Origin of the sequence: Sulfitobacter sp. (genome assembly GCF_039977885.1) — a bacterium.
GTDB lineage: Bacteria > Pseudomonadota > Alphaproteobacteria > Rhodobacterales > Rhodobacteraceae > Sulfitobacter.
Genome location: NZ_JBDWCI010000001.1, coordinates 1 through 21,120, shown reverse-complemented (window position 1 = coordinate 21,120; position 21,120 = coordinate 1). Strand labels below are relative to the sequence as shown.

General features: G+C 59.5%; 18 protein-coding genes. 6 read left to right on the top strand and 12 right to left on the bottom strand.

Going from position 1 to position 21,120, the window contains the following annotated elements:
* Positions 1 to 10: 10 nt before the first annotated feature.
* The 3 genes from ABJM03_RS00090 to ABJM03_RS00080 form a co-directional block, all read right to left on the bottom strand.
* The gene (locus tag ABJM03_RS00090; RefSeq protein ID WP_348414773.1) at positions 11 to 1,198 is read right to left on the bottom strand and encodes a hypothetical protein; all 1,188 of its coding nucleotides are present in this window, start codon (positions 1,196 to 1,198) and stop codon (positions 11 to 13) included.
* Positions 1,199 to 1,326: 128 nt separating this feature from the next.
* The gene (locus ABJM03_RS00085; protein WP_348414772.1) at positions 1,327 to 1,989 is read right to left on the bottom strand and encodes a Hint domain-containing protein; all 663 of its coding nucleotides are present in this window, start codon (positions 1,987 to 1,989) and stop codon (positions 1,327 to 1,329) included.
* 257 nt (positions 1,990 to 2,246) lie between these two features.
* On the bottom strand, positions 2,247 to 2,891 hold the full coding sequence (locus ABJM03_RS00080) for a sulfotransferase family 2 domain-containing protein (RefSeq protein WP_348414771.1): 645 nt from the start codon (positions 2,889 to 2,891) through the stop codon (positions 2,247 to 2,249).
* Between the two features lie 337 nt (positions 2,892 to 3,228).
* Between ABJM03_RS00080 and ABJM03_RS00075 the strand changes: the two genes are divergently transcribed.
* Positions 3,229 to 4,242 (top strand): hypothetical protein, encoded by a 1,014-nt coding sequence (locus ABJM03_RS00075; protein WP_348414770.1) that lies wholly within the window; start codon positions 3,229 to 3,231, stop codon positions 4,240 to 4,242.
* A 117-nt stretch (positions 4,243 to 4,359) separates the two neighbouring features.
* On the opposite strand, the gene ABJM03_RS00070 is transcribed toward ABJM03_RS00075, so the two are convergent.
* The 5 genes from ABJM03_RS00070 to ABJM03_RS00050 form a co-directional block, all read right to left on the bottom strand.
* A complete protein-coding gene (locus ABJM03_RS00070) occupies positions 4,360 to 5,760 on the bottom strand; it encodes an SPOR domain-containing protein (RefSeq protein ID WP_348414768.1) in 1,401 nt (466 codons plus the stop codon).
* A 190-nt stretch (positions 5,761 to 5,950) separates the two neighbouring features.
* Entirely contained in the window at positions 5,951 to 6,586 is a 636-nt protein-coding gene (upp, locus tag ABJM03_RS00065; RefSeq protein ID WP_348414766.1) for a uracil phosphoribosyltransferase, read from the bottom strand.
* Positions 6,583 to 7,797, bottom strand: a complete 1,215-nt coding sequence (locus tag ABJM03_RS00060) for a phosphopentomutase (RefSeq protein WP_348414765.1) — start codon at positions 7,795 to 7,797, stop codon at positions 6,583 to 6,585. The genes upp and ABJM03_RS00060 overlap by 4 nt, the downstream gene beginning before the upstream one ends.
* Positions 7,797 to 9,101: a thymidine phosphorylase gene (locus ABJM03_RS00055; RefSeq protein ID WP_348414764.1), complete on the bottom strand. Its 1,305-nt coding sequence runs from the start codon at positions 9,099 to 9,101 to the stop codon at positions 7,797 to 7,799. Before ABJM03_RS00055 ends, ABJM03_RS00060 begins: the two co-directional genes overlap by 1 nt.
* Position 9,102: 1 nt before the next feature.
* Complete coding sequence (locus tag ABJM03_RS00050) at positions 9,103 to 9,498, bottom strand: cytidine deaminase (RefSeq protein ID WP_348414762.1); 396 nt, start codon at positions 9,496 to 9,498, stop codon at positions 9,103 to 9,105.
* A 203-nt stretch (positions 9,499 to 9,701) separates the two neighbouring features.
* Here ABJM03_RS00050 and ABJM03_RS00045 point away from each other — a divergent pair, with 203 nt between their 5' ends.
* The gene (locus ABJM03_RS00045) at positions 9,702 to 11,975 is read left to right on the top strand and encodes an NADP-dependent malic enzyme (protein ID WP_348414760.1); all 2,274 of its coding nucleotides are present in this window, start codon (positions 9,702 to 9,704) and stop codon (positions 11,973 to 11,975) included.
* Between the two features lie 64 nt (positions 11,976 to 12,039).
* Here the strand turns inward: ABJM03_RS00045 and ABJM03_RS00040 are convergent, their stop codons facing one another.
* Both ABJM03_RS00040 and ABJM03_RS00035 read right to left on the bottom strand, forming a co-directional pair.
* Positions 12,040 to 12,237: a CsbD family protein gene (locus ABJM03_RS00040; RefSeq protein WP_348414758.1), complete on the bottom strand. Its 198-nt coding sequence runs from the start codon at positions 12,235 to 12,237 to the stop codon at positions 12,040 to 12,042.
* Positions 12,238 to 12,377: 140 nt separating this feature from the next.
* Positions 12,378 to 13,139: an NAD kinase gene (locus ABJM03_RS00035; RefSeq protein WP_348414757.1), complete on the bottom strand. Its 762-nt coding sequence runs from the start codon at positions 13,137 to 13,139 to the stop codon at positions 12,378 to 12,380.
* 213 nt (positions 13,140 to 13,352) lie between these two features.
* On the opposite strand from ABJM03_RS00035, the gene glyA reads away from it, so the two are divergent.
* Positions 13,353 to 14,636 (top strand): serine hydroxymethyltransferase, encoded by a 1,284-nt coding sequence (glyA, locus tag ABJM03_RS00030; protein WP_348414756.1) that lies wholly within the window; start codon positions 13,353 to 13,355, stop codon positions 14,634 to 14,636.
* Positions 14,637 to 14,718: 82 nt separating this feature from the next.
* Here the strand turns inward: glyA and ABJM03_RS00025 are convergent, their stop codons facing one another.
* Complete coding sequence (locus ABJM03_RS00025; protein ID WP_348414755.1) at positions 14,719 to 15,153, bottom strand: acyl-CoA thioesterase; 435 nt, start codon at positions 15,151 to 15,153, stop codon at positions 14,719 to 14,721.
* Positions 15,154 to 15,240: 87 nt separating this feature from the next.
* Positions 15,241 to 15,615, bottom strand: coding sequence for a hypothetical protein (locus ABJM03_RS00020; RefSeq protein WP_348414754.1), 375 nt, complete (start codon positions 15,613 to 15,615; stop codon positions 15,241 to 15,243).
* Between the two features lie 52 nt (positions 15,616 to 15,667).
* Here ABJM03_RS00020 and ABJM03_RS00015 point away from each other — a divergent pair, with 52 nt between their 5' ends.
* The 3 genes from ABJM03_RS00015 (at position 15,668) to ABJM03_RS00005 (ending at position 20,832) form a co-directional block, all read left to right on the top strand.
* Complete coding sequence (locus ABJM03_RS00015; protein ID WP_348414753.1) at positions 15,668 to 16,429, top strand: alpha/beta fold hydrolase; 762 nt, start codon at positions 15,668 to 15,670, stop codon at positions 16,427 to 16,429.
* Between the two features lie 164 nt (positions 16,430 to 16,593).
* Positions 16,594 to 19,926, top strand: coding sequence for a carbamoyl-phosphate synthase large subunit (gene carB, locus ABJM03_RS00010; protein WP_348414752.1), 3,333 nt, complete (start codon positions 16,594 to 16,596; stop codon positions 19,924 to 19,926).
* Positions 19,927 to 20,034: 108 nt separating this feature from the next.
* Positions 20,035 to 20,832 carry a sulfotransferase family 2 domain-containing protein gene (locus ABJM03_RS00005; RefSeq protein ID WP_348414751.1) on the top strand — a complete coding sequence of 266 codons (798 nt, stop codon included), beginning with the start codon at positions 20,035 to 20,037 and terminating at the stop codon, positions 20,830 to 20,832.
* Positions 20,833 to 21,120: the final 288 nt, after the last annotated feature.

Here is a 21,120-nt window from a genome sequence, read left to right as displayed (position 1 = left end):
CCGCGCCCCTCTATTCTACCGCGGCACCAAATACCGCAACCAGCCCACCCAAAACACCCAAAGCAGCAAACAACAGGGCTTTGCCCCCTGCCCCGTTTTTGCGCGCCTGCCCCGCTGCGATGATCGCCTGACAGCCATAGTATAATGCAAAGGCACGCGAGGCGTAGCTGATGATCTCGAACACGCTGAACGCCCAGGTCAGCATCAACCCGAAGCCTACCAGCAACAGATACCCAGCCCGCGGCGGCAGGCGGCTCTTGGTCAGCTCCGACAGTAGCCCGCCCGATCCATTGGTATCGGCCACCGCCGCGCTGAACTGCGCGCTCAGGGCTGCGACCATTAACAGAGCAGGCAGGACGGGGGTGACAACCCCCATCATCGCGATGATCGCTGTCTCGTCCACCGGACCATCCTGCGGCGCGAAAGAATAGCAAAACAGGGTGATATACAGCAGGTAAATCACCGTAGAGATCCATTGCGCCAGCTTCATCGAGCGGATCCGCGTCCCGACCCCATATTCATCCCCCAGATAGCGCGATGTCTCAAACCCCTGAACAGTCACCAGCAAACCAAAAGCCAGCATTACCCCGTGCAAGGGGGAAGTTTGCGGCGCGGCAAGGTGCAGCTGGCCTTCGGTGGACAAGCCGCCAAAGTACCACATCAGCGCGGCCAACATCCCTGCAATCACCGATAATTTAATCCCGACCGACACCTGCTCCATGCGTTCAAGCGCGGCAAATCCTTTGGTCCAGCCGATTGCAGCGATGGCCAGATACACCGCCGTTGTGATGACCTTGCCCAGATATGCCCCGCCCTGAGGCACCAGCGTCGCCGAAAATGCGCCCAGCAGATTGAGGTAGTAAGCCACCGAAACAATATAGGCGAAGGCCAATAGCCACGCCGAAACAGTCTCGAGCCGCCGGCTGTGTGCCTGCCTGTCTGCATGGGCCATATTAAAACGGATCGCCCCGCCAAAGGCATAAGCCACCGCACATAGTCCTGCCATCACCAACGGGGCCAACACCCCGTATGAGGCATTCAGCGCCGGACCTAGCACCAGAAAACCGCTACCGATGATAGACGCCAACGGGGTAATCGACGCTCGCCACAGCGGGGCACCAGCAAGGCGCGGCATCATCAAAAGCCCCGCAGCCCCTAGGCAAACCACAATAACCACAATAACCACAACATTCAGCATCGGAGAACTCCCGCAAGGTTAGAGCATCTATAGGCCTGCTACGGGCAGGTCTCCATACGAAAAAGGGGCCGCCAAAGCGCCCCCTCTTCCCGCCACAGGGAATGACAGAATGGATTATTTAGAAACAATCAGATTGCTGAAAAGTTCGCCGCATGTGCAGGGGGAACCAGCATATGCTCTTCAAGATACATCATATCGGCCAGCTCCTCTGCGGCCTCGCCATCCAGAACAACATAGGTCTGCGCGCCGGCCTGAAGGAATTTATCAAGCGATGACATATCGCGGGGACAATGGATCAACGCGCCGCCTTCGGCATAGATCACTTCATCACCGGCAAAATATACGGCGATCAACTCAATCCGCTGCATCGGCTGACGGCGGCGGATACCGCGCAGGCCAACAAGGCTGTGCGCCGTGATCACGGCAAAAGGATCGCCATGCATATCAACGGCGGCGTCGCTTTCAACCATCACACCCTGCTCTGGCAACAGAACCAGTTCTTCGCGGTTGCCCAAAGCCCCTTCAGGGATCACAACAGGCCACAAATTCTCGGCTGTCTCCGGCGCGTCCAGCCACATATGTGCGCGGCGAATTTCGGTGATTTCCTGCATACCATGATCAAAGGTCAGCACCTTGTCACCCACAGTTAGCGCATCAATCGCGCGCCAGCCAAGGTTGCTTGCCACCCGCGTGCCTGCCATCAACCCATGGCTCAGCGCCGCAATCCCGCCATCATAAGCGCCCGTCATCTCAACGATGCGGCGGGTCGGTCTTGTTTGTTTAAAACCCATTCCAAACATTGTTTCAGTCCCCTTTGGTGCACCATTTCAGCGCGTTCTTTTATTTCTGCCCCCAATTGGCCCGATTCGCTGGGCCACCAAGCGACCCTATCGGGGCGGAAATGGGGCATTGTCATCACGTAACCCTATAATTTCGGGAGAATGGTCAAGATTAGGTAAACAGCAGCAACAGTCTGCGCGCAAATAAGGGAAACCCCGTCATTACGTGCTTTTTTCCGCCTCAATGATCAGGCCGCGCCGCACTGTGATTAAAAACGATAGGAAAACCGGCTGATATCTGCGGCACAGATTTCGGCAACCGCAGCGCGGCTGCTGTCATTATATAGACTGCGATAATCCTCATGGCGATCACTGCGGTTCACATGCGGGATATCAAGGTCAAAACCCAAATGCGCGTGCAAAGGCGCGATATCATCGGCCAGATGCTCCAACCGGATAAACAGATCCGCCCGCATATCCCCCTGTATGTCCGTGACATAGGAAACTGCAGATGCCTGTGAAAAGCTTTGCGCCACAAGCGCGTGCTGGACGAATTCGCCGAACTCCAGATCACGGGCCAAACCCACCACCGGATGGGCAAAGCTTTGCCCCCGCAGCCAGTGATAATAGCTCACCATGCGGTCCCATGGGTTACGCACCAATGTAAAGATGAACAGATCCGCCAGCTCATCATGCCCCACCAACCCGTCGAGATCGGCCAATGTGCTATGCTTCCATAACCGCCCCGCCGCCTGCACATTCGATACCCGCTTGCGCCGCTGCTTTGCTTTGGGCGTGTCGCCCAACATGATGTCATCCTTCATCGCACGCGCCTCAAGCGCCAGCGCCATAGACGTGCCGCCCGTCTTGGGTGCATGGATAAACAGATAGCGGCGGCCGCGCGACAGGATCATATAGCGCGGCTCCTTCTGGTTTGCGGCGGCTGTCTTGATGATTGCAGAATGCTACCTCCTCAATATCGTGATCAGAGATACTTGCAATACAGTGCTGCGGGAGCCTAGCCGCCGGAACCGGTAGGAAGGCCAGCCTCATCGCGTTTTCCCGTGAAACATTGGCAGGCTTCAAGGCCGCCGGATTTTGACGGCACAACACCTCCGCGTCATGCAAGCATCCGCGCCACCACCACCGCCACACAGCGGCTGCCCCGCCGATCAGCATAGATGCTGCTTCCCATTGCCCTACCCCGTCCAAATGGTAATGTAGCGCGAAACAAAACCCGAGCAGATATTCATGACCGCCCTTTCAAAATATGATCGCCTAGAGGCCATCGGTCTGTGGCGGCCCGATGCCGAGGGCCAGCGGCGCGAAGTCATTGTCTCGATCGGGCACGCCACGCTTGTTATCTCTGATATGAATGATCAGGCCATCACCCATTGGTCACTGGCCGCCGTGGAAAGGGCTAATCCACAATCTATTCCCGCGCTCTACCATCCCGACGGGGACACGGGCGAAACGTTGGAACTGCCTGCCAGCGAAAAAGAAATGATCAACGCCATCGAGACCCTGTGCAGCACCATCGCCAAAGGCCGCCCCCGCCCCGGGAGGCTGCGCTGGCTGGGTGTCGGCCTATCGCTAAGCGCTGTCGCAGCTCTACTCATCTTCTGGCTGCCCGGTGCCATGCGCGACAATACCCTACGCGTGGTTCCACAGGTCAAACGCGAAGCCCTCGGCGTGGCCCTGATGGAGCGGATGCAGCGGGTTACCGGCCTGATGTGTTCAGATGCCGCGGGCCTGCGCGCGCTGCGCCGCCTTGGCACCCGTTTGGACACGACCAAACTTGCCGTGGTGCCGGCCCTTGGTCGCGCAGCCCTTCACCTGCCCGGTGGGGTGATCGTGCTGGACCGCCGCGTGTTTGAGGATTGGGAAGAACCCGATGTCGCCGCAGGCTATATTCTGGGCGAGGTTGCCCAGCAGTTAAACCATGATCCGCTTGGAGAGTTGCTCGATACGGTGGGGCCATGGGAGAATTTCCGTTTGCTGACCACGGGCGAAGTCTCCAGCGCCGCGCTTGACGCCTACGCAGAACACCTGATGACCGCCCCCCCCCAAACGCCGGACACAGAAAATCTGCTTGCCTTGTTCGAGGCCTCAGATGTGCGCGCTACCCCCTATGCCCGTGCCCGCGATATTACCGGCGAAAGCGTTCTTGCCCTGATCGAGGGCGACCCGATGAAAAACAAACAGACAGAGCCCCTGCTCCCTGACAGCGCATGGCTGCGCCTGCAAAGCATTTGCGGCGGATAATTTTGCCCGCTTGAGCAAGGGCACAAAAAACGCCGCACCCCGTCACACTTCCAACGCCAAAAGAAAAGGCCCGCCAGATATTCTCTGGCGGGCCTCAATTCAAAATCAGCGTCAGTATTAGCGTGCAAACGCCTTATATCCAGCACTGCGCAACTTCTTGATCGCGCTGCTCACTTCACGCTCGCCACCAAAGGGGCCTGCAATGACAAGACGGCTGGTTTGTCCATCGCGGGTGTGGACACCCACACGCACCGGAAGCCCCATGCGCTGCACTTTCTTGGCCAGCCGCTGGGCCGAGGCTTTGTCGTTGAATTTGCCAACTTGCACAAATCCGCGCGCCGCTACTTCGCCTTTTGGCTGGGCTGCGCGTTTGGGTGCAACCTTGGGCGTTGCCTTGGGTGCGGCAGACCGGCTTGAGAAGACTGGCTGGCGCGCAACCGTATCGACCCGCGCCTGACCGGGCTCGGGGTGGACCACATTGCTTGCGCCGCGCACGATCCGCTTGAGCGTCTGACCATTGCGTTTCACGATGGTCACCTGACCCAGCTCGCGCTGTTGCCGTGCGTAATCCGTATAAGGATACACCAACGGAACAGAGGCCGTCACATCATGTCCGTCCGCTTGATTGATCAAACGGCGCGGCACAGTCGAGGTCCAGATCAAGCTCATCGCGCGGTGGCCCGCCAATGTTTGCTCCGCCCGTTTTGGGTTCAAACGGCCATCCGTCCAGACAGTTGTATAACCGGCAGGCACCTGAACATTCGTCGTATTCACACGGTTGACTGCCACATGGCGCGGCACAATCCGGCGGTTGGGCGACACGCGGATCGGCTGTTGCTGGGGTGCCGCTTTGGCAGCTGCGGTTTTAACAGGAGCCGCAGCGCGAGGCGCGGGTGCGGTTGAAATGCGCGCACCAACAATAGCCTCATCTTGTGGGCCACACCGCACAGGGAATTTATCCGAGCGCAGATACTGGCTGCTGAGCGGCGAAGCCCCGCGACAAGCAGCAGCCTCGGCCGGTGCAGGTGCCTTTGCCCTACGGACTACGGGCTGGGCAGGCTGCACTTCTTTTTCAACAATCTTGGGCGGCGCAGGCTGCTGGCGCACAACTTTGGGTGCGGGTTTTGGCGCGGCCTTTTTCACAACACGGGCGGGCGCTGGCTTGGGTTTTGGTGTCGCCACCGCCACCGGAGCGGCAACAGCCTCGGGCGCGATCTCAATCACTTCGGCAGTCTTGACAGGAGCAACCGGCTCCGGCTCGGTCACCTGATTAGCAAAGGTCGGGCGAAAACCGCAGACCCCTGTGCGCGACCGCGATACACGCGGCACCCATGAGACATTGCCATCAATGCCGGCGCGGATGAAAACACAGCCCGCGCTGTCAACATATTGCTTGCCCTGGTAAGAGGCCGGCGGGAACTCCGCAGGCTGGCTTCCGGGGCGCGTCTGTGCGGATAATGCACCGGCACTGACCGTCCCCAAGATGAATACAATCGTCGCTATCTTGTTAAGTTTCATTGACGCCCCCACAGTATATTGTGTCCAGCATGTCAAAGCTACCAACGCACGTAAAGCAGTCGTGTGAACAATCGCGCTGTTTTCGCCATATTTTGAGCAATTAGGCGCCAATTTCCGGCAGTTATCAGATCAGTTGCCGCGCGATTCGCGAATCATAGCGAATTGATTCGCGAATCGCGCGACCGAATCACTACTTGGTGCCGAACATCCGGTCCCCTGCGTCCCCCAAACCTGGCACGATATAGCCCTGTTCGTTAAGCTTTTCGTCCACAGCGGCGGTAACAATCGGAACGTCCGGATGCGCCTCTTTCATCCGCGCGATCCCTTCAGGCGAGGCAAGCAGGCACAAAAACTGGATGTTGGTGGCCCCCGATTCCTTCAATAGATCAATCGCCGCCACCGAAGAATTCCCCGTGGCCAGCATCGGATCGACCGCAATAACCAAACGGTCCTCCATCGCTTCGGGAACTTTAAAGTAATACTGCACCGGCTTCAGCGTTTCCTCGTCACGGTAAAGGCCTACAAACCCCACCCGCGCGGACGGGATCAGCTCAAGCACACCGTCCAGCAACCCGTTTCCGGCCCGCAGGATCGAAATCAAGGCCAGCTTTTTGCCGTCCAGCGTTGGTGCATCCATCGGCTGCACCGGCGTATCGATCCGCTTGGTTGTCAACGGCAGGCTCCGCGTGACCTCATAGGCCAGCAGCTGGCTGATCTCGCGTAGCAACTGGCGAAACACCGCTGTCGGCGTGTCGCGGTCGCGCATGATGGTCAGCTTGTGCTGCACCAACGGGTGGTCCACGACGGTCAAATGGGGTTTGCTCATCTGGAAGCTCCTTTATGTATCTGTGGCACCTCTACCCCGAGATGTCGGGCGACAAAAGCCGCCACATCCTTGAAAGCGATCTGCCCCAATGTTCCAGCCCCCTGACCTGCAACTAAAACAGGCACTCTCTCGCGGGTGTGGTCCGTGCCGATCCATGAAGGGTCATTTCCGTGATCCGCCGTCAGCACCATGATATCCTCAGGCTGCATCTGCGCGATCAAACGGCCAATCTCGCGGTCGAACCATTCCAGCGCGCGGGCATAGCCCGATACATCGCGGCGGTGGCCATACAGGCTGTCAAACTCGACAAAATTGGCAAAGGTCAAACTGCCCTGCGGCGCATCCCCCACCAAATCGCCCAGATGGACCATCAATTCCGCATCAGTGCCTTTGCGCACCTCGTCAAAGCCTTGCATAGAAAAGATATCGCCAATCTTTCCGACCGCAAAAACCGCGTGGCCTGCATCCTGCACCCAATTGCTCAACACCGGCTCCGGCGGCGTGATTGCAAAATCGCGCCGGTTTGCCGTGCGGCTGAACCCTGCCTCGACATCGCCGACAAACGGACGCGCAATGACACGTCCCACGCGGCGCGCATGAAGGAAAGGCGCAAGATCCGCGCACAACCGGATCAGACGTTCGCGCCCGAATGTCTCTTCATGGGCTGCGATCTGGAACACACTATCGGCAGATGTATAACAAATGGGCTGGCCCGTGCGCATATGCTCTGCGCCAAACCGCTCGATGATCGCGGTGCCGGGCGCGTGGCAATCGCCTAAAATGCCCTCCACGCCCGCAAGCCGGCACACTTCGGCGATCAATTCGGCGTCAAACGAACCTTCGGTCCGCTCGAAATAGGACCATTCCCACGGCACGGGTAACCCTGCCAGTTCCCAATGCCCCGAAGGCGTATCCTTACCGCGCGAAACCTCCGTCGCTGCCGCCCATGTGCCCTGCACGGGGACATCAAAGGCCGCGACCTCCAGACCGCTGGCCGCCTTAAGGGCCGCGCCTAATCCCAGCCCCGCCATCACCGGCAGCTGTATCGGCCCCGTTCGGCCTTCCTCGGCCTGCCCCGCCGCGCAGGCCTGTGCGATATGGCCAATCGTATTGGCCCCCGTGTCCGCTATATCGCCGTTGAAAAACGTATCCGCATCCGGCGCGCCGCCAATACCGACCGAATCCATAACTACAAGGAACGCGCGCGCCATCAGCCCAGATACTCGACAATCAGGGACGGTGCTGCCACCGCGCTCTCACCCAGCGTGATCGCTGCACGCACCGCCGCCGCCGCACGATCCGCTTGCGCTGGCCGCGCCGCATGGACCACAGCCAGCGGTTGACCTTTGCTTATGCGGGTGCCCAGACGCACCACATCCGACAGACCAACGCCCATGTCGATCTTGTCACTCTCCACCATACGGCCGCCGCCGAGGCCAACCACCGCAAGGCCCAGCGCCTCACCGTTGATCGCGGTCACCACGCCACTCTCCTGCGCCGTCACTTCGCGCACCACAGTCGCCTCTGGCAAAAACCGCTGCCAATCCTCGACAAAACGCACCGGCCCGCCCAGCGCCGCGATCATCGCGCCAAACCGCTCGGCCGCGCGGCCATCGGCAATCGCCCTCTTGATCCGCTCGGCACCCGCCTCCGCGTCCGCAGCAAGCCCCGCCCCCGCCAACAAGACGCCGCCCAATGTGGCCGACAGCTCGACCAAAGGACCCTGAACATCGCCGCGTAGCACACGCATGACCTCAGCCACTTCCAACGCATTGCCAAGGCTGGGCACCAACGGCTGGCTCATGTCGCTGATGACGGCCCGCGTCGGGCATCCGGCCGCATTTGCTGTCTCGACCAGCGCTTGCGCCAAATCCCGCGCGGCGCTTACATCTTTCATAAACGCCCCCGAACCGACCTTCACATCCAGCACCAAACCGTCCAGCCCCGCAGCCAGCTTTTTGCTCAGGATCGAGGCGGTGATCAGGTCCAGACTGTCGACCGTTGCGGTCACATCCCGCACCGCATAAAGCCGCTTGTCCGCCGGTGCGATGGCCCCCGTGGCCCCCACAATCGCACAGCCCACCTGCCCGACAACGGCGCGCAACCGCGCTTCATCCAGCATAACGCCGACACCGGGGATCGCTTCAAGCTTGTCCAGCGTGCCGCCCGTATGTCCAAGACCACGGCCCGAAATCATCGGCACATAGGCCCCGCATGCCGCCAAAGCAGGCGCAAGAACAAGGCTCACACAATCACCGACACCGCCGGTCGAATGTTTGTCCAGAACCGGTTTATCCAAGTCCCAGCTTAATACATCGCCAGAGGCACACATGCCCCGCGTCAGCGCAACCCGCGCCTGCGCGCTCAGCCCGTTGCGGCACACCCCCATGGCAAAGGCACCGGCCTGCGCATCGCTCAGGCTTTGATCAGCCAAAGCCCCCGCGACCCATGTCACCTCATCCGCAGTGAGCGCCACATCATGGCGCAGCTTGGACAGAATATCGCGCGCATCCATATCAGCGCCCCAAAAATGAAGGGTCAAACGCACCCGGCAACAGATCGGCAACGCTCATGGTCTGTTCGGCCCCTTCAACGGTGGCCATCGTGACCTGTACATCGCCTGCACCGAATTCCGCCAGCTTCTGGCGGCAGCCGCCGCAGGGTGTCACCGGCAAAGGCGATCCCGCCACCACATAGGCCTGCGCGATCACCGTCTCGCCTGCGGCAACCATGGCCGCAATCGCCCCTGCTTCGGCACAGGTGCCCTCGGGATAGGCGATATTTTCGACATTACATCCGGTATAAACCACCCCTGATGCCGCGCGCAGCGCAGCGCCCACCTTAAAGCCGGAATAGGGCGCATGTGCATTCTCACGCACCGCCAATGCTGCTGCCCGTAAATCTGTCTTCATCGCCTGCTCCTCACGTCGAGATTCCCGCAAAGCTAGCAGTCAACTATCGGAATATCCATGAATAAACCGCAGCAAATTCCCCCTCACGTCGCGACAGGAAAACCCTTCAACAGGCGTGATTGCTCCCGCCGCGCACAAGCCTGTGTTAATGGCGCAAAAACTAGTTTAACGATAAACTAAATCGCAAATCAGGGACCCTCCAGATGTCAGAAAACACCACAAACCGCCAAGCTGCCCTTGATTACCACGCATTCCCCAAGCCCGGAAAGCTTGAGATCCGTGCCACCAAACCGCTGGCAAACGGCCGCGATCTGGCCCGCGCCTATAGTCCCGGCGTCGCCGAAGCCTGCCTTGAGATCAAGGAAGACCCCGCCACCGCCGCGCTTTATACATCGCGCGCCAATCTGGTTGCTGTGGTCACCAATGGCACCGCCGTTCTGGGCCTTGGCAATATCGGCGCGCTGGCCTCCAAACCGGTGATGGAAGGCAAGGCCGTCCTGTTCAAGAAATTCGCCAATATCGACTGTTTTGACATCGAGCTGGACCAATCCGACCCTGAAAAACTGGCCGAAATCGTCTGCGCGATGGAGCCCTCCTTTGGCGCGATCAACCTCGAAGACATCAAAGCCCCCGATTGCTTTACGGTTGAGCGCATCTGCAACGAGCGCATGAACATCCCCGTCTTCCACGACGACCAACACGGCACCGCCATCGTTGTGGGTGCCGCTGCCACCAACGCACTGCATGTGGCAGGCAAGAAATTCGAAGACATCAAAATCGTCAGCACCGGTGGCGGGGCGGCGGGCATTGCCTGCCTGAACATGCTGCTGAAGCTGGGTGTAAAACGCGAAAACGTCTGGCTCTGCGACATCGAAGGCCTCGTCTATGAGGGCCGCGAGAAAGACATGAACCCGATCAAATCCGAATATGCGCAAAAATCCGACCTGCGCACATTGGATGATGTGATCGAGGGTGCCGATCTGTTTCTTGGCCTCTCCGGCCCCGGCGTGCTTAGCCCTGAAATGGTCGCTAAAATGGCCGACCGCCCGATCATCTTTGCACTGGCCAACCCAACGCCGGAAATCATGCCGGACCTCGCGCGCGAAGTAACCCCCGATGCGATCATCGCCACCGGCCGCTCGGACTTCCCGAACCAGGTCAACAACGTGCTGTGCTTTCCCTTCATCTTCCGCGGCGCGCTGGATGTAGGCGCGACCACCATCAACGACGAGATGAAGATCGCCTGCATCGAAGGCATTGCAGCACTTGCCCGCGAAACCACCAGCGCCGAAGCCGCCGCCGCCTATCAGGGCGAGCAGCTGACATTCGGGGCCGACTACCTGATCCCCAAACCCTTTGATCCGCGCCTTGTGGGCATTGTCTCATCCGCCGTGGCCAAGGCCGCGATGGAGACAGGTGTGGCCACACGCCCCATCGAAGACCTGGACGCCTATAAGGCCAATCTCGACAGCTCGGTTTTCAAATCCGCGCTGCTCATGCGCCCTGTGTTCCATGCCGCGCGCGCCATGTCGCGCCGCATTGTCTTTGCCGAGGGCGAGGACGAGCGCGTGCTGCGCTGCGCCCAAGCCATGCTGGAGGAAACCACCGAACGCCCCATTCTCATTGGCCGCCCCGAGGTCATCGCCAAACGCATGGAAAAAGCGGGACTGACGCTGAAGCTGGGTGAAGACGTTGATGTTGTGAACCCCGAAAACGATCCACGCTACCGCGATTATTGGGGCACCTATCACGAGCTGCTGGCCCGTCGCGGTGTCTCGCCTGATATTGCCCGCGCGATCATGCGCACCAACACCACCGCGATCGGGGCCGTCATGGTCCACCGCGGTGAGGCCGACAGCCTGATCTGCGGCACCTTTGGCGAAACCCGCTGGCATCTCAACTATATTGAACAGGTGTTGGGCCGCGATGGCAAACGCGCGCATGGGGCACTGTCGATGATGATCCTTGAGGACGGGCCGCTGTTCATCGCCGATACCCAAGTCCACCAACACCCCACCCCCGAACAACTGGCCGAAATCGCCATCGGGGCCGCGCGCCACGTGCGCCGCTTTGGCATCACACCCAAGGTCGCCATGTGTTCGCAATCGCAATTCGGCAATCAGGGCGAAGGCTCAGGCTCCAGACTGCGCCGCGCAATCCGTATTCTGGATGAGGGCAACCATGATTTCACCTATGAAGGCGAAATGAACATCGACACAGCACTTGACCCTGAATTGCGCGCGCGCCTGTTCCCCGAAAACCGGATGGAAGGGGCCGCGAATGTGCTGGTCTTTGCCCATGCGGATGCGGCATCCGGCGTGCGCAACATTCTCAAGATGAAAGGCGGCGGTCTTGAGGTTGGCCCCATTCTGATGGGCATGGGCAACCGTGCGCATGTGGTATCGCCCTCGATCACCGCACGGGGCCTGTTGAACATGGCAGCCATCGCCGGCACCCCTGTCGACAATTACGGCTAACCGCATAAAAAAAAGCGATCCCCGTCAAGGGGATCGCCGACACTCGTTACCTTATGGGCAGCCTTCAGAGGCTGGCCATAAACTCGTCCACCTCTTTTTTCGCTTGCTCTTTGGTCTTGCCGTATTTTGCTTGAATACGGCCCTCAAGCTCATCGCGGTTGCCTTCGGCAACGTCCAGATCATCGTCGGTCAGCTCGCCCCATTTCTGTTGCGCCTTACCTTTGTATTGCTTCCAGTTTCCTTCAACGGTGTCCCAATTCATGGCGGGTCTCCTTTTCGGTTCACGCGGATTGTGCTGTGAGTGAAGCGGTACGCGCCCGCCTCCAGCATCTTCACTGAACCAACACGCCCCCGACCGGAAAGTTCCGGCACCGCGCAAGAAATTCCCGCAGCCTGCGGTCTTCAGGTGAACTGTTCTGAGATCAGCCGCTCTTCCAGCCCGTGACCGGGATCAAACAGAATCTTATGCGAAATGCTCGGTTCCGACCGGATTTCGACGCTGACCACATCGCGGTGGCTGTTGCCATCTGCATCCGCCATCACGGGCCGCTTCTCCGGCTCCATCACGTCAAACCGCACGCTTGCATTCTTGGGCAACAATGCGCCGCGCCAGCGCCGTGGCCGGAACGCCGCAACCGCCGTGAGCGCCAGCACCTCGGCCTCGATCGGCAGAATCGGCCCGTGGGCAGAATAATTATAGGCGGTCGAACCGGCAGGCGTGGCCAGCAGAGCCCCGTCACAAACCAGCTCTTCCATCCGCAACCGGCCGTCCACCGTAATTCGTAATTTCGCCGCCTGCGGCCCCTGCCGCAACAACGCCACCTCATTGAGCGCAAGATCCTCAGACACGCGCCCGTCCACATGGGTCGCACGCATGGACAGCGGATTGATCACCGCCTGTTCAGCCGCCTTCAACCGTTCGGGCAGGCCGCTCTCGGTGTAGGAGTTCATCAAAAAGCCGATGGTGCCCCGGTTCATCCCGTATACCGGAGCCGCCAAATCCTGTGTCTCATGCAGCGTTTGCAGCATGAACCCGTCCCCGCCCAGCGCAACAATGACTTCGGCGTCCTCAACCGGCACATTGCCATAGCGCCCAATCAACGCGGCACGCGCGGTCTGTGCCACATGGGCACGGCTGGCCAAAAAGGCGATATTCTCAGGCATGGTGTTTCCGATCTGCGCCACTGTCCACTCAGACAACCACAATACGCAACCGACTGCCAGCACCCCCGCGCAAATCGTCGCGATTGCCAAATTCACTGCTGCATTTGACCCATGTCGCCCCTATGAGAAGGGCAGTCGTTTCCGATCTTCACCTCGGGCGCAGTTTCCGATACGAAACGCCCCATCGGGACCAAATGCTCAAGGAGCCACATCATGTCGACCCAAACATTCTTCACCCGCTCATTGGCCGAAACTGATCCGGCAATCGCCGAAGCCACCAACAAAGAGCTGCACCGCCAGCGCACCGAGATCGAGCTGATCGCCTCCGAGAACATCGTCTCGGCCGCCGTGATGGAAGCGCAAGGCGGCGTGATGACCAATAAATACGCCGAAGGCTATCCGGGCCGCCGCTACTATGGTGGTTGCCAGCACGTTGACGTGGCAGAACAGCTGGCCATCGACCGTGCCTGCGAACTCTTCGGCTGCGGCTTTGCCAATGTGCAACCCAACTCCGGCTCCCAAGCCAACCAAGGTGTGTTTCAGGCGCTGCTCCAGCCCGGTGACACCATCCTCGGCATGTCGCTGGACGCAGGCGGCCACCTGACCCACGGTGCTAAGCCAAACCAATCGGGCAAATGGTTCAACGCCATCCAATACGGCGTGCGTAAGCAGGACAACCTGCTCGACTATGATCAGGTTCAGGCGCTGGCCACCGAACACCAGCCAAAAATGATCATCGCAGGCGGCTCCGCCATTCCGCGCCAGATCGATTTTGCCCGTATGCGCGAAATCGCCGACAGCGTTGGCGCCTATCTGCACGTGGACATGGCCCACTTTGCCGGTCTGGTGGCCGCGGGTGAACACCCCTCCCCCTTCCCGCATGCGCATGTGGCAACCACCACCACCCATAAAACCCTGCGCGGCCCGCGCGGCGGCATGATCCTCACCAATGACGAGGCGCTGGCCAAGAAATTCAACTCCGCCATCTTCCCCGGCATCCAAGGTGGCCCGCTGATGCATGTCATCGCCGGCAAGGCCGTGGCCTTTGGCGAAGCGCTGCAGCCAGAATTCAAAACCTACATCAAACAGGTCATCACCAACGCCCAAGCCCTGTCTGATCAGCTGATCAAAGGCGGTTTGGACACAGTGACACACGGCACCGACACCCACGTCGTACTGGTCGACCTGCGCCCCAAAGGCGTGACAGGCAACATCGTGGACAAGGCCCTGGGCCGCGCCCACATCACCTGCAACAAAAACGGTGTGCCTTTTGACCCCGAAAAGCCGACCGTGACCTCCGGCATCCGCCTCGGCTCGCCTGCGGGCACGACACGCGGCTTTGGTGAGGCTGAATTCCGCCAGATCGCCGATTGGATCATCGAGATCGTCGACGGCATCGCCGCCAATGGCGAAGACGGCAACGCCGCGGTCGAGGCCAAGGTAAAAGCCGAAGTCGAAGCGCTCTGCGCCCGCTTCCCGATCTACCCCAACCTCTGATCACGCGACCCATATGAACGATCAAAGGCCCCGACAGCACGCTGTTCGGGGCCTTTGTATTACTACCGCAGATCGCGGAAGCTTAATCAGGAATAATCTGACGCGGTGCGCCTGCATCATCCAATGCGACGAACACAAATTCGGCCTGCGTCACCTTGGCCCCCGTTTTGGCATAGCGCGACCGCGCCCAGACATCGACATGCACCCGCATCGAGGTGCGCCCCACATGGGTCAACTCGGCATAAAGCGTCACCTCATCACCAACCTTCACAGGCCGCAGAAAATGCATGCCCTCAACCGCGACCGTGGCACTTCGCCCCTGCGACACCCGCCCCGCCATATTGCCCGCTGCCAGATCCATCTGTGACATCAACCAGCCGCCAAATATATCGCCCGCCGGGTTGGTATCCGCAGGCATGGCAATCGTCCGGATGACAAGCACCCCCACATCCTGCTGCCTGCCGTGCGACGCACGCTCTTTGGCTTCCTCAAGGGTGATTTTCGGGGTGGATGTCATCGGGCCGACCTTTCAACAAAGGAACTTGGATATGGTCAAAGCCTAGGCAATTTAACAAACCACTGCAACGCCAGCGGCCCCGCCTGCCTAGACAAAGCCGCGCCACCACAGCCAGATAACAAACAGCACCGCCACCAAAATCAGATTGGCCACAACCGCCCCCGCAAGACCAAGCAACCGCGCCTTGCGGCGTTCTCCTACGTTGATTTGCAACAGGTGATCGCGCAGCACGGCGTAATCCCGATCAACCTGCACCGCATCCACCTGCCGCGCAGTTTTGGGGTTATGGGCCATCAACTCCGCGCGCCTGAGCGCCGCACCGCTCTTGCGAACACGGCGCGGCAAACGGCGACCTGCACGGCGCAAGGACTGGCGCAGATCACGCCCGCGCACATCCAGCTTTTCCTGCATCAAACCGCGCAGCTTGCGCGATTTCTCCGCCATATCCTTATCGGTGATCATAGCCCTTCCTAATCTGCTGGCCTTGCCGCCGCAATGGCGCTAGGCCTTAACCATGCTGAGTTATTCCGAATATGGCACCGCCTCCGACACCACCGCACCCCTGCTCATCGTGCACGGGCTTTATGGCTCTGGCCGCAATTGGGGCGTGATTGCCAAACGCCTCTCCGATACCCGCCGCGTCATCACACCCGACCTGCGCAACCACGGGCAAAGCCCGCGCGCAAGCAGTCACAGCTATGAGGATATGGCGGCCGATCTAGCCGAGCTCATCCAACACATCGGCGGTCCGGTTGACCTGTGCGGCCACTCCATGGGGGGCAAAGCCGCAATGGTTATGGCGCTTGAGCACCCCGACCTCGTGCAGCGCCTGATCGTCGCGGACATCGCCCCCGTGACCTACCACCACGACCAAAGCCAACACATCGACGCCATGAAGGCTGTGGACCTCGGCACCGTCACCCGCCGCTCGGACGCGGTCGAGCAGCTCGACGCGCTTGGAGTGGACCCCGCCCTGCAGAGCTTTTTCACACAATCTCTGGATGTGGCAAACAAACGCTGGCTGCTCAATCTTGATGTGTTGGCCGCCGAGATGGACAAAATCATCGGCTTCCCCGAGGTGACAGGCTCCTTTGAAGGCCCTTCCCTGTTTCTCTCTGGCGCAGACAGCGACTATGTCCTGCCCGCCTATCGCCCCCGTATCAAAGAGCTATTCCCCGCCGCGCGCTTTGCGAAAATCCCGCAAGCAGGCCATTGGCTGCACGCCCAACGGCCCCGCGCCTTTGAGGCGACGGTACGCGCGTATCTCGACAGTTAGCACGGGCAGCAGCAGCAACAGAACAGACCTCAAACCCTGCACCTGAAATCCCCCCGGGATTTTGCCTGCACCGGACAGTCAAGATTCACCCCGATTCCACCTTGCACCCCACGCCCATCGGCCTATAACCGCAAAAGTTTGCGAAATCATAGGGGGCCGAAGCCATGCCAAAGAGAACCGACATCAAGTCGATCATGATCATTGGTGCAGGACCTATTGTCATCGGACAGGCCTGCGAATTCGACTATTCAGGCGCACAGGCCTGTAAGGCGCTCAAAGAGGAAGGCTACCGCGTCATCCTCGTGAACTCCAACCCCGCCACGATCATGACCGATCCCGGCCTCGCCGATGCCACCTACATCGAGCCAATCACCCCCGAAATGGTCGCCAAGATCATCGAAAAAGAGCGCCCCGACGCGCTCCTGCCCACCATGGGCGGTCAAACCGGCCTCAACACCTCGCTCGCGCTTGAGGAAATGGGCATCTTGGACAAATACAACGTTGAGATGATCGGCGCCAAACGCGAAGCCATCGAGATGGCCGAAGACCGCAAACTCTTCCGCGAAGCCATGGACCGCCTCGGCATCGAAAACCCCAAGGCAACCATCTGCACCGCACCCAAAGACGCAAACGGCAAAAAAGACCTCGCCGCAGGTGTGGCGCTGGCGCTCGAATCGCTTGAGGAAATCGGCCTACCAGCCATCATCCGCCCTGCCTTTACCATGGGCGGCACCGGCGGCGGCGTTGCCTATAACCGCGAAGATTACGAATTCTACTGCCGCTCGGGTATGGATGCCTCGCCGATGGGCCAGATCCTGATCGACGAATCTCTGCTGGGCTGGAAAGAATTCGAGATGGAAGTCGTGCGCGACACGGCCGACAACGCCATCATCGTCTGCTCGATCGAAAACATCGACCCGATGGGCGTGCACACAGGCGATTCCATCACCGTGGCCCCTGCGCTGACGCTGACGGACAAAGAATACCAGATCATGCGCAACCACTCCATCGCGGTGCTGCGTGAAATCGGCGTCGAAACGGGCGGCTCCAACGTGCAATGGGCCATCAACCCTGCCGACGGCCGCATGGTCGTCATTGAAATGAACCCCCGCGTTTCGCGCTCCTCTGCGCTGGCCTCCAAAGCCACCGGTTTCCCCATCGCCAAGATCGCCGCGAAACTGGCCGTAGGCTTCACGCTGGACGAGCTGGACAATGACATCACCGGCGTCACGCCCGCCTCCTTTGAGCCGACAATCGACTATGTCGTCACCAAAATCCCGAAATTCGCCTTCGAGAAATTCCCCGGCTCTGAACCCTACCTGACCACCGCGATGAAATCCGTGGGTGAAACCATGGCTATCGGCCGCACCATCCACGAGAGCTTGCAAAAGGCGCTCGCCTCGATGGAATCGGGCCTCACCGGCTTTGACGAGATCGAAATCCCCGGTGCCCCCGATCCTGCGGCCCTGACCAAAGCCATCAGCCAAACCACCCCTGACCGCATGCGCACCATCGCGCAGGCCATGCGCCACGGCATGTCGAACGATGACATCCACGCCACCACCATGTTCGACCCGTGGTTCCTTGACCGTATCCGCGAAATCATCGACGCCGAGGAAGACATCCGCACAAACGGCCTGCCCGTGACCGAAGACGCCCTGCGCGCGATCAAAATGATGGGCTTCACCGATGCCCGCCTTGGCAAGCTGACGGGCCGCGACGAAGACAACGTGCGCCGCGCGCGCCTGAACCTCGGCGTCAAAGCCGTGTTCAAACGCATCGACACCTGCGCCGCTGAGTTCGAGGCGCAAACCCCCTATATGTACTCCACCTACGAATCCCCCATGATGGGCGAGGCAGAATGCGAAGCACGCCCGTCTGACCGCAAAAAGGTCGTCATCTTGGGCGGCGGTCCGAACCGCATCGGCCAAGGGATCGAATTCGACTACTGCTGCTGCCACGCCTGTTACGCGCTAACCGACGCGGGCTATGAGACAATCATGGTCAACTGTAACCCTGAAACCGTCTCGACCGACTATGACACCTCGGACCGGCTGTATTTCGAGCCGCTGACCTTTGAGCACGTCATGGAAATCCTGCGGGTTGAGCAAGAAAACGGCACGCTGCACGGCGTGATCGTGCAGTTCGGCGGCCAAACACCGCTGAAAATCGCCCAAGCCCTGAACGACGAAGGCATCCCGATCCTCGGCACCACGCCCGACATGATCGACCTTGCCGAAGACCGCGAACGTTTCGCCGATCTGGTGCAAAACCTCGGCCTGAAACAGCCCAACAACGGCATCGCCCACTCTGACGCCGAGGCGCTGACCATCGCCGCCGACATCGGCTTCCCGCTGGTGATCCGCCCCTCCTACGTGCTGGGCGGCCGCGCCATGGAAATCGTGCGCGACCAGAGCCAGCTTGAGCGCTACATCTCCGAGGCCGTGGTTGTCTCGGGCGACAGCCCCGTGCTGCTCGACAGCTATCTGTCCGGCGCGGTCGAGCTCGACGTCGACGCCCTAAGCGACGGCACAGATGTGCATGTCTCGGGCATCATGCAACATATTGAAGAGGCCGGTGTGCACTCGGGCGATAGCGCCTGCTCGCTGCCGCCCTACTCGCTTAGCCGTGACATCATCGAACAGGTCGAAGTGCAAACCAAAGCACTGGCCAAGGCCCTCAATGTGGTCGGCCTGATGAACATCCAGTTCGCCATCAAAGACGGCGAAATCTACCTGATCGAAGTCAACCCGCGCGCCTCGCGCACCGTGCCCTTTGTGGCCAAAGCCACCGATAGCGCCATCGCCTCTATCGCCGCGCGCGTCATGGCCGGTGAACCGCTCAGCAACTTCCCCAAACGCCCTGCCTATGACGCAGACGCGAAATACAACGACACCCTGCCGCTGGGCGATCCGATGACACTGGCCGATCCCAACATGCCCTGGTTCTCGGTGAAAGAGGCCGTGCTGCCCTTCGCCCGCTTCCCCGGCGTGGATACGATCCTAGGGCCTGAAATGCGCTCCACCGGCGAAGTCATGGGCTGGGACCGCGATTTCCCGCGCGCCTTCCTCAAGGCGCAAATGGGCGCAGGCACCATCCTGCCGCGCACAGGCAACGCGTTCCTGTCGATCAAAGACGCCGATAAAACCGCCGATGTCATCGACGCCGCGCGCATCCTGATCGAGCAATCCTTCACCATCGTCGCCACCCGCGGCACGGCCTCATGGCTGGCCGAACACGACATCCCCTGCCAGACCGTGAACAAAGTCTACGAGGGCCGCCCGGACATCACCGACATGATGAAAGACGAAGCGATCCATCTGGTGATGAATACAACCGAAGGCGCCCAAGCCGTCGAGGACAGCAAATCCATCCGCTCCATCGCGCTCTACGATAAAATCCCCTACTATACGACCGCCGCAGGCGCCCACGCCGCCGCACTGGCGATCAAAGCGCAGGCAGAGGATGATATCGGGGTGAAACCGCTGCAGGGGTGAGAGACCTCTGCGGCGCGGGCTGGCTTTATTCCTGTCTAATAGATTTGTGTATCATAGCCACTATCAACTATACGTTGAAAACAACGAATATCGGTCTTGAGGCTAAACATGAAGAATTTACTACGATACGCGAGTGCCAGCAGCAAAGGCCTGGGTCAGAATCCAAAACACAATTTTTCGACCAAGCATGCGTTAGTTGCATACCGAACTGGTGCCGTATTCACCTTTATTCCCAAAAATGGTTGCACGACCCTAAGATACTCTCTCGCACGGGCTAATGGCGTTATAAGGGGACCAGAGGAGTTCGTTTGGATTCACGAGAATAACTCGACTTTCTCGGCTAACCTGTCAGAGCTCGTGCGTGCGGATGTAACCGTAGTAATCCTACGTTGCCCCTTTAAGCGATTGGCCAGTGCATTTCTGGATAAATTCGTCAATTATGATCGCAACGCGTGGGATTTTCGGCGCTCTATGGGCGACGTGATTGACCTACCGGACCTTACATTTCGGAAATTTGTGAAAGGGTTGTCAGAGCAGCCAGGGCTTTTACGCTCCGATATTCATTGGCGGCCCCAAATCGATTTTCTGGTATATGAAAACTACACCCATTGGATTGGCTTATCAAAGCTGTCACAGTCCACTGATCAGATTGCTGCAGAAACTGGTGTCCATTTCGAAGATACCCGTCACCTGATGCGACATCATCTAGGACACAAGACCACAGTGGACGGGCAATACGTCGATGCCCCGTTGCGCGATCTTCATACTTTGATGCTGGAAGGCAAAGCACCGAGCTATAGCGGGATGTATGATAACGCATTGCGCGATCTAGTAGGCAAAATGTATAAGGAAGACCTTGGCCTGTTGCGCGATAAGTGCAATGCGGAACCTATTCTATTCCCCTGAGCTGCGATTAAAACCAGGCGAATAGCTTGTTCCCATCAGACAGATCGGCTCTTTTGCAACTGTCTGGCACGACATCCCCTGCCAGACCGTGAACAAAGTCTACGAGGGCCGCCCGGACATCACCGACATGATGAAAGACGAAGCGATCTGAGCTACTCCCCAATTGTTGGACAGTATCTGGCGTAGATTAAGCTACTCTTTGCACCTGCTGATCGGGTTTGGGTTCTGCCATTCGCTGCCAATAGATCACAGCGGGTGGTTTGCCGCCAAGTGCGGAATGCGGGCGGT

Excerpts from the sequence above, each read along its gene's own strand:
- ABJM03_RS00090 (WP_348414773.1), bottom strand. The coding sequence starts at position 1,198 with ATGCTGAATGTTGTGGTTATTGTGGTTATTGTGGTTTGCCTAGGGGCT.
- ABJM03_RS00085 (WP_348414772.1), bottom strand. The coding sequence starts at position 1,989 with ATGGGTTTTAAACAAACAAGACCGACCCGCCGCATCGTTGAGATGACG.
- ABJM03_RS00080 (WP_348414771.1), bottom strand. The coding sequence starts at position 2,891 with ATGATCCTGTCGCGCGGCCGCCGCTATCTGTTTATCCATGCACCCAAG.
- ABJM03_RS00075 (WP_348414770.1), top strand. The coding sequence starts at position 3,229 with ATGACCGCCCTTTCAAAATATGATCGCCTAGAGGCCATCGGTCTGTGG.
- ABJM03_RS00070 (WP_348414768.1), bottom strand. The coding sequence starts at position 5,760 with ATGAAACTTAACAAGATAGCGACGATTGTATTCATCTTGGGGACGGTC.
- upp (WP_348414766.1), bottom strand. The coding sequence starts at position 6,586 with ATGAGCAAACCCCATTTGACCGTCGTGGACCACCCGTTGGTGCAGCAC.
- ABJM03_RS00060 (WP_348414765.1), bottom strand. The coding sequence starts at position 7,797 with ATGGCGCGCGCGTTCCTTGTAGTTATGGATTCGGTCGGTATTGGCGGC.
- ABJM03_RS00055 (WP_348414764.1), bottom strand. The coding sequence starts at position 9,101 with ATGGATGCGCGCGATATTCTGTCCAAGCTGCGCCATGATGTGGCGCTC.
- ABJM03_RS00050 (WP_348414762.1), bottom strand. The coding sequence starts at position 9,498 with ATGAAGACAGATTTACGGGCAGCAGCATTGGCGGTGCGTGAGAATGCA.
- ABJM03_RS00045 (WP_348414760.1), top strand. The coding sequence starts at position 9,702 with ATGTCAGAAAACACCACAAACCGCCAAGCTGCCCTTGATTACCACGCA.
- ABJM03_RS00040 (WP_348414758.1), bottom strand. The coding sequence starts at position 12,237 with ATGAATTGGGACACCGTTGAAGGAAACTGGAAGCAATACAAAGGTAAG.
- ABJM03_RS00035 (WP_348414757.1), bottom strand. The coding sequence starts at position 13,139 with ATGCCTGAGAATATCGCCTTTTTGGCCAGCCGTGCCCATGTGGCACAG.
- glyA (WP_348414756.1), top strand. The coding sequence starts at position 13,353 with ATGTCGACCCAAACATTCTTCACCCGCTCATTGGCCGAAACTGATCCG.
- ABJM03_RS00025 (WP_348414755.1), bottom strand. The coding sequence starts at position 15,153 with ATGACATCCACCCCGAAAATCACCCTTGAGGAAGCCAAAGAGCGTGCG.
- ABJM03_RS00020 (WP_348414754.1), bottom strand. The coding sequence starts at position 15,615 with ATGATCACCGATAAGGATATGGCGGAGAAATCGCGCAAGCTGCGCGGT.
- ABJM03_RS00015 (WP_348414753.1), top strand. The coding sequence starts at position 15,668 with ATGCTGAGTTATTCCGAATATGGCACCGCCTCCGACACCACCGCACCC.
- carB (WP_348414752.1), top strand. The coding sequence starts at position 16,594 with ATGCCAAAGAGAACCGACATCAAGTCGATCATGATCATTGGTGCAGGA.
- ABJM03_RS00005 (WP_348414751.1), top strand. The coding sequence starts at position 20,035 with ATGAAGAATTTACTACGATACGCGAGTGCCAGCAGCAAAGGCCTGGGT.